Source organism: Stenotrophomonas sp. GW821-FHT09E08, from assembly GCF_059416125.1.
The window spans coordinates 89,725-100,864 of the sequence record NZ_JBWKOO010000003.1; the positions used below are offsets into that span (position 1 = coordinate 89,725).

Sequence of the window (11,140 nt, forward strand, 5' to 3'; positions counted from 1 at the left end):
TTGCCGGCTGCGCCACCGTCTTGCCGGTCAGCCTGCTGCCATCGACCCGAACCAGCGCCGCAGCGCATTGGACATCCCGGCCCCATCCCCCCCCGCATCACAGGCCCAGGCAACGATGCCATCCGGGCGCACCAGCACCGCGCCCAGTCCGAGCGTGTCATCCACCGCCTGCCGGATGAGGGCCGGGCGCCGTTGGCAACCCTCGATGCTTGCGCACAACGACGTGCCCGCGTCGAACACCAGCAGCACGCCCTGCCCTGCACGCAGCAGTTCACCCATGCGGCGTCCATCGGCCAGTTGGAAGTCCGGCGCGCTGCGGCCGACCAGCGGATGGCCCACGCCCAGATCCAGCTGCTGCGCAACGCCCCAGACCCGCTCAGCCAGGTATGTCGCACCATCACGGGTGTCGGCCAGATCGGCCATCACCGCCGCCAGCGCGCGCGAGCCAGCGCCCGGCCGCATCAACGCGACCTGCGCACGCGACCAGTCCAGCACCTTCGCGCCGATCGGATAGCGCTCGGCCTGGTAGCTGTCCAGCAGCTCCTCATCGGCATCGCCACGCACCACGGCGGCCAGCTTCCAACCGAGGTTCATCGCGTCGCCGATGCCAAGGTTCAGGCCTTGCCCGCCAAGCGGCGAATGCATGTGCGCTGCATCGCCGGCCAGCAGCACGCGTCCCTTGCGATAGGCCGCGGCCTGGCGCGCGGCATCGGTCCAGGTGGTAGCCAGATGCACCGCCGTGATGGTCGCTTCACGTCCGGATATGCGCCGTAGCATGGCCTGCGCGCGCTCCCGGTCCAGCGGCGTGCGATGACCGGCACCGCCGTCGAAATCGGCCAACGCCAACACGCCTGGCGGATTGAAGTTGTACATCCCAGCGACGGTGTAATGGCGCCCCGGCGTGAGCACCGACGGGTCTTCCAGCTCGATCAGCAGCGAGTGCCCGGTGAATTCCGGCTCGGTACCGGCGAAGGTGAAACCTGATTGCTTGCGCACGGTACTGCGCGCGCCGTCGCAACCGATCAGCCAGCGGCCATGGGCTGTACCGCGAAGGGTCTCCACGGCAACCTGCTCACCTTCCATGCGCACCGCCTGCACCGCGCTCCCGCGGTCGATGCGCACGCCAAGCGCGGTCGCGCGTTCGGCCAGCACCGCTTCCAGCGCCTGCAGTTCAATCGCCATCTGGAAGCCGACCGGCGACGGCAGGCGATACAGCCAGCGCTCGCTGGCCACGCTGTCCAGCGCAAACGGAATGCCAGCGAAGTGGCCGCCCAGCGGCCGGGGCTGCGCCAGCCAGTGGGCGGTGCCGGGCGGTGGTGCGCCCTTGTCGGGTTTCAGCACCTGGCGCGCGGCCACCGCCTGCAGCAAGTCGCGCCTGTCCAGCGCCTCCAGGGTGGGCGTGTTCAAGCCGCGCAGCCCAAAGGGCAGGCGCTTGAGGGGTGATTCCGGGGACTCGGCCTGCTCCAGCACCAACACCGAACAGCCGGCCAGGGCCAGCTCGCAGGACAGGAACAGGCCGACCGGGCCAGCCCCGGCAATGACGACGTCGTACAGCATCGGAATTCCTTGTGAGCACCGGGCCGGCACTCTGGCGAAGCGAATGTTACACTCGGTGTACTTTTTCACAAGTGAGCCGCCCATGACCCCGCCCCCAGGCCGTCGCGAACAACGCAAGGCCGAGACCCGGCAAGCGATTTCGGACGTCGCCACCGAGCTGATCATCCGGCGCGGCTTCGAAGCCGTATCGATGTCCGAGATCGCCGAGGCCGCAGGTGTCTCACGCAAAACGGTCTTCAATTACTTCGCGAGCAAGGAAGACCTGGTGTTTGACCGCGACGAGGAGGCCCGGGATCTACTGCGCGAGGGAATGCTGGCGCGCCGCAGCATGCCCCCGCTTGTGGCCTTCCAGTCGCTGGTGCAGGAACTTCTGGAGAGCGGCCACCCCCTGCTGCGGATCAACACAGGCGCGGCGGCCTTCTGGCTGACCGTAGCCGAAAGCCCCGTACTTGCAGGCCGCGCACGGGAGCTGCAGGCCCTGCTCATCGCAGACCTTGCATGCTTGATGGCAGATGCCACCGGGGCCGACCCCGCCGACGCACCGGCACAACTGGGTGCATCGATGCTGATGGCAGCGCTGGTGGTGGCCTATGCCGATGCACTGCGTGCCTTCAACAAAGGCAACGATTCCACGCCGGCATTCGCTGCAACCTGGCAGCGCGGCAGCATCGGCGTGCGCGCTGCGCTCAGCGGGACCGCCTACACAGCACGCGACCAGTAACCAGCCCGCAACGATCATTGAATCCACCGCATCGGCGGTCACGACCAGCATCGATTGCCCCGATCATTCCCGCTTGCCGGCATCTACGGTGAAGCCACTGTTGCGTCAGGCCCCACCTCGCGCAGCACCCTGTCTTCCCGCAGAGGCCAAGCCATGAAAGAGACACCTGAGCAAGCCGACTGGCGCCGCCAGATCAGCGGCGACCTGACCAAGAAGATCAACAGCGCGCAGACGTACCCGGACATCCGCAACGCCGTCATCAGAGCGCTGGCCGACATCGACGGGAAACTGCATGCCCTGTCTGACGGCGTGCGCACCAAGTACCTGCTCCGCCAGGACATGTCGTTGGTGCATTTCTACATCAAGGGCGGCAATGCCTTCGCCGCACGAATGGACATGTTGCAGAACCACAACGAACACCTTTTCACCTCGGGTGACTCGGACTGGGATACGCAGATTGTGATCGATCCCTGGCTGCCAGGCGCGGTGCAAAACGAACTGCATGCCTTGATCGAAGATCTGGTGGTGGAAGAACTCACCATTGCCGGCCAGAACGTCGCACTCCTGATCGATCAGCTCGCAGCACAGAATGCGGCGTATCCGCTGCAGCCCCTTCCCAGACCGCCGCAGCCCGCCGCATCGCCGCTGGAACCGACGCCTCAGCCATTGCCCCTCCCTCCAGGCCAGCCCGCGAACATCACCTGGCGTGCCACCTGCGATCCCACCCAGGCACTGCGCCGTGTCTACAGCCGCGACACCACCGGGCTCACCCTTGACACCCGCCGTGACCTCACATCGCCGGGACGTGCAGCTCCGCCGGGCATCATCCTCAACGACGCCATCCGGCCCTTCATCCTTTACCGGATGGGTTACACCTGGCATGCCGAGCTGATCACCGCGCCGCCGAATCCACCTCAGACGGCGCCCGCTACGCCCCGACCGATCCTGATGGAACTGATCGACGTCAGCCTGCCGCGCCGGAACTCGATCGAGGCGGTCACTGTCTGGTCGGAAATCGACCGCGGAAAACTGGTGATCGGCACCGATGGTGGGGCCCAGGATCCGGTCCGTCTGCCACTACCGGACATGGACTACCACCTGCGCGAGAACCTGGTGATGCTGTGTGAGATCGCCGTCGACCCCAACCGCCCCAGCGCGCGCAAGCGACACAAGCGGGTGGCGCGCGTAAACGAGATCTACACCCTCTACGCGGGCCAGGACCGTCTGGCACAGTTCAAGAAGGTAGTCGACAGCATGGCCGGTGAAGAGGCCTCCGCCAACGCCAATGCGTCTGCCGACCAGCAGATCAATGGACTGACAGCGGTAGTGCAGCGACGCATGCAGGACGCCAACGCCAGCTATGTGCAGAACAATCCAGCACCGGCGGTACTTCAGCGGATTGCCCAGGGACGCCAACGCGCACTGACCATCTTCGAGCTGCTCAAACAGTCCTTCACCGCCCCCGTCGACCCCTCTGCCATGTTCAGTGACGATCTGGTCCTGGTGCAGAGCCTGAAACAGAGCCCCTATCTGGACGTGCCACAGGTTCCGTTTACCGGTGTCGATGTTGCGTTCATGGTGCGCGTCGACCAGAAGACACAGATGGCATTCGATAAATGGGATTTCGCCCGGAAGCTGCAGGCCGTACTGCCCAAGGGAACCAAGGTCAGCGTGCGCAGCCACGCCTACAACACCCGGCGCGGCGGCAGCCTCAGTTATGAGGTCACTCTGGTAGTGCTGACCACCAACGCGGAACTGAAGGAGAACAAGCGCGCGCTGGCCTTCATCACGCTCACCTCCGCCACCGAGATGGAGGCGCCTGGGCGACCGAGTCCGAACGACCCGACCGTGCGCTATGCCTCGCTCCAGGACATCGATGGGCAACGCAAGGCCGCTGCGGCCCTGCTGCACGATTTCGTGCTGCAACAGCAACTTGGAAAGCAGCACGATGCCATCAGCGAGTTGCTGACACCGACGTGAGATGCACGCTCCCGGCGCTGCCCACCCTGACCGGGCAGGCAGCGCCTGATCGGCGAAGCGGCACTATGACAATGCAAATGATAGTCTTTCTCATTTGAAATCCATACTGTCGCCCCATGGCCCTCCCATCGCTCTGTAGGTATCCCCTTTGCGCCGCTCTGGCCATTGCCCTGACACCCCTCCCCGCCCATGCGGCGGATGGCCCGCCGAAGGAGCTGGATTCCGTCGAAGTGCGCGGCCGCGCACAGACGCTGTACCGGGTGGACGACGCTGCGGTCGGCACCCGCACCGATACACCCCTCGAGTTGGTCCCACAGTCGATCCAGGTGATCCCGCGCGAGCTGATCGACGATCAGGCCGCGCGTCAGGTGACCGACCTCTATCGCAGCATCAGCGGCATCAGCTATTTCAGCTATGCCGGCGTGACCCTGCGCGGCTTCCGCCAGGAGAACGTGCTGTATGACGGCCTGCGCGGCGACCCGTACGCGGGCTTCTCGGTACCACAGCTGTTCAACATCGAACGCGTGGAGGTGCTGAAGGGACCGGCCGGCGCACTCTACGGTGGTGGCGACGCCGGCGGCGTCATCAACTATGTCACGCGCAAGCCCAGGGCGGTCGCTGAGCGCCGTATCGAAGTGCAGATGGGCAACCGGGATTTCCGCGCCGGCTCAATCGAAGGCACGGCTCCATTGAATGCCGCTGGCAGCGTGCGCTACCGCGCCGGCCTGTACGCCGACACCGAGCAGGGTGTGCGCTGGAATGCCGACAGCGAGAGCGTGATCGGTGATGCCTCATTGGCCTTCGATGTTGGCCAGACCGGCGAGCTGGTGCTGCAGTTCACCGACATCACCCAGAACCTGGGCGGCAACCGCTTGCGCGGCGTGCCGGTGAATGATGCGGGCACCTTCCTGACCGACCGCCGCTGGAACCACAACGAGACCAGTGACTTTCTCGACATGCGCGCCAAGGTGGCGCTGGCGCAGTACCGCTTCGCACCGCGCGACAACCTGGACGTCGATTTCGCCGCACGCTGGTTCAGCAACAACGAGCACCAGATGTATCACGAGCCAATGGGGCTGATCGACCGTGACCGCGATGGCGTGGCCGAGTGGATGACCCGCCAGCTGCGCAACCAGATCCGCGACAACGAGGCATTCACTGCCAATGGCAACGCGGTCTGGCGGGTGAATACCGGCGCCGTCGAGCACAAGGTGCTGTTCGGCGCGGACGTGTATCAGCTGGATGCGGATTTCACTGCACAGACCGCCAACAGCGCCGACCTTGCACGTGGCGCCGGGCCGGTGCGAGGCATCGACCTGTTCAATCCCGTGTACGGGGCCAGCACCTGGCACGACTACAACCTGGCTGCCCTGCCGTGGCGTAGCACGTCCACCCGCAGCAAGCGCTACGGCGCTTACCTGCAGGACGAACTGGCGCTGACCGCTCGCTGGCACCTGCTGGCCGGGCTGCGCTGGGATGGCTTCAAGGACGACGACCGCATCGCCGGCAGCAGCGTGGATGGCAACGACCTCAGCTGGCGGCTGGGCAGCACGTTCACCGTCCGCGAAGGCCTGAATGTCTACGCCAACGTGGCCAGCGGCTTCGTACCGCAGAGCGCGGCCAACCAGAATCCCGCCGCCGGTGGCCCGTTCGATGCCGAGCGCAGCAAGCAGTGGGAGGTGGGCATGAAATCCCTGCTGGCCGACCGCGTGACCTTGAACTTGGCGGCCTACCGGATTGACCGCAGCAACATCGTGCAGGCCACGGGTGAAGTGATTGGCGGCGTGAACCAGCTGGCCGCACTGGGCCTGGTGCGCAGCACCGGCATGGAGCTGGATCTGCTGGCCGACGTCACCGATCACTGGGTATTGAACCTGACCTACGCCTACAACGACGCGCGGGTGAAGGACGCAGGTCCAAGCGGCATCACCAATGCCTCCGGCAACCGCTTCGCCAATGCGCCGCGCAACAAATTAGGTCTGTGGACGCGCTACGACCTGCCGGCGCTCAATTCGGCCATCGGCTTTGGTGCTGACCATGTGGGTGAGCGCGTCAGTCTGGACGGGCAGACGGTGAAGGCTTACACCGTGTTCGACATGAGCTGGAAGACCAGCTGGAAGCAATGGCAGTTCCAGGCCAACGTCAAGAACCTGTTCGACAAGGTATATGCAGCCAGCGGCTTCATCGAGCGCAACGGGCATTTCCCAGGTGAGCCGCGACGGGTGTATCTGCAGGCCGCTTACAGTTTCTGAGAAGGGGAACCTCCGCAGCCCTGTTGCCTCGCCTTTGGCACGCCTCTTTTGGTGCGGAGCAGCAAGGCCGCGATCCGCTGTGATTCGGGTATTCTTGCGCGCAGTCAGCCACGCTCGCAGCCGACCATCGGCGGTAATTGCGGTGCAGCAGGAGCGTTGCGGGCCAGCACACGATTCACCATGGATGTTCCAACGCAATCACAGGGGAAAATGGATGAAGAAGTTCCTGTTCGCAGCGATCATCGCTGCGTCGCTGGTGGGTTGCACCACCAATCCGCCGCTCAATTTCTCGGTCCCGAACGTCGGGGTCAGCAGCAAGAAGATCGACGGCGAGCTGAAGTCACTGACGGTCACGCTGGCACGTCCGGATGAGGCCAAGGGCAAGATTCCCGCCCAGGCCCAGCACGAAGTCCCGCAGATGTGGCAGAACGCGCTGACCGAAGCGCTGAACAAGATGGCCGTCTTCCGCGACGACGCGCCGGTGAAGCTGAGCCTGTCGGTGAAGATCCTGGCGATCGACATTCCGAGCTTCGGCGCCTCGATGACCACCAAGACGGTCGCCCGCTACGAGCTGATCGACCGCGCAACCGGTGGCATCGTCTATACGCAGGATGTCAGCGCATCGGGGGAAGTGCCGTTCAACTATGCCTTCGCTGGTGTGGTCCGGGCGCGTGAATCGATCAGCCGCTCGGCACAGAACAACATCGCCCAGTTCCTGCAGGCCCTGGAAACCGTGGACGTGTCCAAGCCGATGTTCCCGAACAAGCAGGAAGCACCGTGAAGCGTCTGCTGCTGGCCGCATCGGTTACCGCGATGCTGACGGCCTGCGCGCCCAACGTACGTACCGACAGCTATTCCATCGGCTCGGTTGGACAGGTCAATCGGACTGTCAGCGGTACCGTCATCAGCGTTCGTGCCGTCAGTATTGACGGTTCGCAGGGAGGTGGAGCCGTTGCTGGAGCTGCCGCCGGCGGTGTGGCTGGCTCCACCATCGGTGGCAGCGATCAGGCTGCGGCCATCGGTGCCATCGGCGGCCTGGTGGTGGGCGCGATTGCCGGTGCGGCTTCCGAACGCGCGCTTTCGCAGGCCAAGGGCCTGGAATACGTGGTGCAGACCGAGAACGGCAATCTGATGACCGTCGTGCAAGGCCCCGATCCTGTGTTCAGTGCCGGCATGCGGGTCCTGGTTCTGTATGGATCGCCCTCGCGCATCATTGCCGATCCGCGTCAAGCGAAGACAACGCCGTAAACCCCAACGATGCCCCTTCCGAGGGGCATCGTTGCATTGGACACCAGGGAGGTGGCAACCCACCTCCCCTGCCGGCATCAGTGCGAGCAGGACACCAGCATCGAGCGGGTGGCCATCTGGGTGGAGGTGAAGCCGTTCCTGTTGCCCACGGCGATGGCGTTCCCTTCATCGCCATCCTTGCTGAAGACAACATAGCCACCCGGGCACATCTGCCCGGCCTTTTCGTAGCAGCCACTCCAGGAACTGGAGCCGCTGCAGTCGATGGAAACGCCACGCCGGCCGTCGGGGGTAACGGTCATCTTGGCGGTGGTGCAGCCGCCCAGAACGGCAACGAACAACAGCGGGATGAACAACTTCATGGGTACTCCAGGGGTTGGGAATCAGCAAATGGGCGCCAAGGCTGGAGTGCCCGGATTGCGCGAACCTTGCGCCCGGCGGCCCGCGCCGCAACGGCGTTTCGACGTCATCGGCAGGCCCTGAAGGCACGCCATGTTCACGCAATGTTCCTGTAATACGGTGCCGGCGCGTGCCGAAGCCCCCTCCTGCGCCCTCCTTCCCGCCCGATTCCCGCCGATGCACATCCTGCTGATCGAAGACGAAGCCGAACTGGCTGCCACCTTGAAGTCTGCCTTGCAGCGCGAGCGCTATGTGGTGGACCTGGCCAATACCCTGGCACTGGCTCGCGAAGCCGCACTTTCCGGGCCACACGACCTGGTGCTGCTGGACCGCACTCTGCCCGATGGTGACGGGCTGGGCCTGATTCCGGTGCTTCGTGGGCGCAACCCCGGAGTGCCGATCATCGTACTGAGCGCGCTGGGACAGTTGCCGGACCGCATCACCGGCCTGGATGAGGGAGCCGACGATTACCTGGCCAAGCCGTTCGCGCTGGAGGAGCTGTTCGCGCGGATCCGTGCGGCCGCGCGCCGGCCGAGTGGCATGCAGGTCGAGCCGGTGAGCATCGGCCGGCTCCTGTTCGATCCCGCCTCGGGCGAGGCCAGCGTTGGCGGACAGCGACTGGAGCTTCCGCGGCGCGAGATCCGCGTGCTGGCGGCCCTCACCCGTCGACTGGGCCGCACGGTGCTGCGCGAGTCCATTGAAATGGCAGTGTACGGCTTCGACGACGGCATCCATTCAAATACGCTGGACTCGCATGTCTCACGCTTGCGGCGCAAGCTGGCCGACGCTGATGCGGGGGTGGAAATCCATGCCATCCGCGGCGTCGGCTATCTGATGCGGGAAACGAAGTAATGGCGCGTCGTCCCTCACTCAAGCGCCCGCTGATCGTCAAGACACTGATCTACCAGCTGCTTGCGCTACTGGTGGCGTTCTTCGCCCTGCTGATGGTGCTGGTGCGTGTTGACAGTGGCGGCTACTACACCATCCAGACCTTCGCCCCGGTGGCGGCAGATGCCGTTCACCGCGACAGCAAGGGCGAACTGTATGTGAAACACACGCCGGAGCTGGCCGAGCTGCTGAAGATCGTCCCCGGCGCGTGGTTCATCGCCGAGGATGAGCAGGGCCACCATGTGACATTCGGCCATGTCCCGCCAGCGTACGCGTCGCTGGTTGGCGCCCTGGACGGAATTCCCTATGGCGACCTGCGCGGACGCGGCCGCAACGACGGCCTGGCCGTGGTGATACGCCAGCAAAGCGGCCCGGCCGGCAAGCTGACCATCATGGCCCATGGCGAAACCGATTCGCTGACCTGGCAGATGGCGCTGGCTGCACACATCATCACCCTGCCGATCTTCCTGCTGCTGGGCCTGGCCACTATCATCCTGACCCCGATCATCGTGCGCCGCGCGCTGGCCGGTGTGGAACGCATCGCGCAGGAAGCCCGCAACATCTCTGCCAGCCGCCGCGGTATCCGCCTGACGGAGACCGCAGTACCGGTCGAGATCGCCCCCCTGGTTGCAGCGGTGAACGAAGCGCTTGACCGTCTGGACGAAGGGCACGAACGGCAACGTCGCTTCATCGCCGCTGCCGCCCATGAGCTACGTACGCCCATCGCCATCCTGCGGGTGAAGATCGATGCGGCCGACGACTCCACCTCGCGTAGCCTGACCGTGGAGGTCGCTCGGCTGGCAACACTGGCCGAGCAGCTGCTGGACCTGCACCGCATGGAAGCAGATGGGCCGAAGGACTCCCTCAACCTGGCCCACGTGGCCAAGCGGGTCGTCGCTGATCTGGCCCCCCTGTTGATCCAGTCCGACAAGACAGTCGCCGTGGCCGTGGAACCGAACTTCCCGGTGCTGGGCGAGTCCGGTGCCATCGAACGGGTGCTCTCCAACCTGGTGCTGAATGCCGCCGAGCACGGTGGACGCCACATCATCGTGCGCGTGCAGGGCAGCTGCCTTGAGGTGGAAGACGATGGCCCCGGCATTCCGGTCGACCAGCGCGAACGCGTGTTCGAACCCTTCCAGCGCCTGCGCCCCCGGCAGACTGGCGCCGGATTGGGCTTGAACCTGGTGCGGCAGGTGATCGACCGCCACGGTGGCCACGTCACGATTCTGGATGCACCCAGTGGCGGCGCCCTGATCCGCGTCGAGTTCCCCCTGCATCCAGGCGTCACCAGCGCATCGACGCCGGCGCACTGAGCGCTTCCCCCACGTGTATGACTACCGGCTGTCCACGCGCATCCGCCGCGGTTGATGCGCAAGGTTGCGGCAATGTTCTCTGCCCAGCATCCAGGTGAGTTGCACCGCTGAAGGTGCTGCGTCCGGATCTGACAGGAAGCCTGCATGTGACACAGGGAGCTTCTCCACCGCCCTCCTCCACACCAACGACGCCTCCTCGGAATGCGCCCAGCCTGACCGCCGCAGCGTGGAACTGCCGCGCGCATGCAGGCCGCGCGCGTGGGCTTGAACACTGGCCGCACTGGCTGCGGATGATTCCCGAACGCGAGCGGGCAGGCGTGCTGATCCGCCTGTTCGCCGCCCTGTTCCTGCTGCTCCCAGGCCTTGCGCTGGTGGCCTCAGCCTATCGGCACGCGCACCCAACGACCACCGCCGTGGTGGTGTTCGTCGTCGTGCATGCCGCACTGCACATGCTGGCAGTGTGGCGGGGAGCTGCATCGCGCCCCGTTCCTCAGTTCCTGCAGACCCTGCATGCATATGCGGCCGCCGTGATGTTTGCTGCAACATTGCTGATCATCGCGATCAGCGCAGCTGCCGCGAGGCTGCCCGCTACTGCATGTGTCGTGCTGGTCGTCGGCGCGCTATGCCAGCTTTCGAGCCTGCACACAGCAGTACAACGCCTGCACCATGCGCTGCTGGCGCTCGGCAGCGTGCTCCAGTTCATCGCGATGGCACTGCTCACGCTCGGCGTTGCCTCCTGAAACGGGCGCACCACCGCAAGGTTCACGCAATCCAGCGCATCGAGA

The 11,140-nt window shown here is 65.2% G+C and carries 10 protein-coding genes; 8 read left to right on the forward strand and 2 right to left on the reverse strand.

Annotation, left to right across the window (positions count from 1 at the left end; genetic code table 11):
* Positions 1–27: 27 nt before the first annotated feature.
* Entirely contained in the window at positions 28–1,557 is a 1,530-nt protein-coding gene (locus AC07M7_RS05090) for an FAD-dependent monooxygenase (protein ID WP_495206879.1), read from the reverse strand.
* 82 nt (positions 1,558–1,639) lie between these two features.
* On the opposite strand from AC07M7_RS05090, the gene AC07M7_RS05095 reads away from it, so the two are divergent.
* The 5 genes from AC07M7_RS05095 to AC07M7_RS05115 all read left to right on the forward strand — a co-directional run bounded on the left by AC07M7_RS05095 (position 1,640) and on the right by AC07M7_RS05115 (position 7,758).
* Entirely contained in the window at positions 1,640–2,278 is a 639-nt protein-coding gene (locus tag AC07M7_RS05095; RefSeq protein ID WP_495207004.1) for a TetR/AcrR family transcriptional regulator, read from the forward strand.
* A 153-nt stretch (positions 2,279–2,431) separates the two neighbouring features.
* Entirely contained in the window at positions 2,432–4,258 is a 1,827-nt protein-coding gene (locus AC07M7_RS05100; protein ID WP_046986703.1) for a hypothetical protein, read from the forward strand.
* Positions 4,259–4,374: 116 nt separating this feature from the next.
* Positions 4,375–6,510, forward strand: coding sequence for a TonB-dependent siderophore receptor (locus tag AC07M7_RS05105; RefSeq protein ID WP_495206880.1), 2,136 nt, complete (start codon positions 4,375–4,377; stop codon positions 6,508–6,510).
* A 214-nt stretch (positions 6,511–6,724) separates the two neighbouring features.
* Positions 6,725–7,291, forward strand: coding sequence for a putative periplasmic lipoprotein (locus tag AC07M7_RS05110; RefSeq protein WP_046986705.1), 567 nt, complete (start codon positions 6,725–6,727; stop codon positions 7,289–7,291).
* Positions 7,288–7,758 (forward strand): outer membrane lipoprotein, encoded by a 471-nt coding sequence (locus AC07M7_RS05115; RefSeq protein WP_046986706.1) that lies wholly within the window; start codon positions 7,288–7,290, stop codon positions 7,756–7,758. Before AC07M7_RS05110 ends, AC07M7_RS05115 begins: the two co-directional genes overlap by 4 nt.
* Before the next feature lie 77 nt (positions 7,759–7,835).
* Here the strand turns inward: AC07M7_RS05115 and AC07M7_RS05120 are convergent, their stop codons facing one another.
* The gene (locus AC07M7_RS05120; RefSeq protein ID WP_046986707.1) at positions 7,836–8,117 is read right to left on the reverse strand and encodes a hypothetical protein; all 282 of its coding nucleotides are present in this window, start codon (positions 8,115–8,117) and stop codon (positions 7,836–7,838) included.
* Between the two features lie 214 nt (positions 8,118–8,331).
* Here AC07M7_RS05120 and AC07M7_RS05125 point away from each other — a divergent pair, with 214 nt between their 5' ends.
* From AC07M7_RS05125 to AC07M7_RS05135, 3 genes are all read left to right on the forward strand, one after another.
* Complete coding sequence (locus AC07M7_RS05125) at positions 8,332–9,006, forward strand: response regulator transcription factor (protein ID WP_136638213.1); 675 nt, start codon at positions 8,332–8,334, stop codon at positions 9,004–9,006.
* Positions 9,006–10,355, forward strand: coding sequence for a sensor histidine kinase (locus AC07M7_RS05130; RefSeq protein ID WP_495206881.1), 1,350 nt, complete (start codon positions 9,006–9,008; stop codon positions 10,353–10,355). The genes AC07M7_RS05125 and AC07M7_RS05130 overlap by 1 nt, the downstream gene beginning before the upstream one ends.
* A gap of 290 nt (positions 10,356–10,645) precedes the next feature.
* A complete protein-coding gene (locus AC07M7_RS05135) occupies positions 10,646–11,095 on the forward strand; it encodes a hypothetical protein (RefSeq protein ID WP_495206882.1) in 450 nt (149 codons plus the stop codon).
* Positions 11,096–11,140 lie beyond the last annotated feature (45 nt).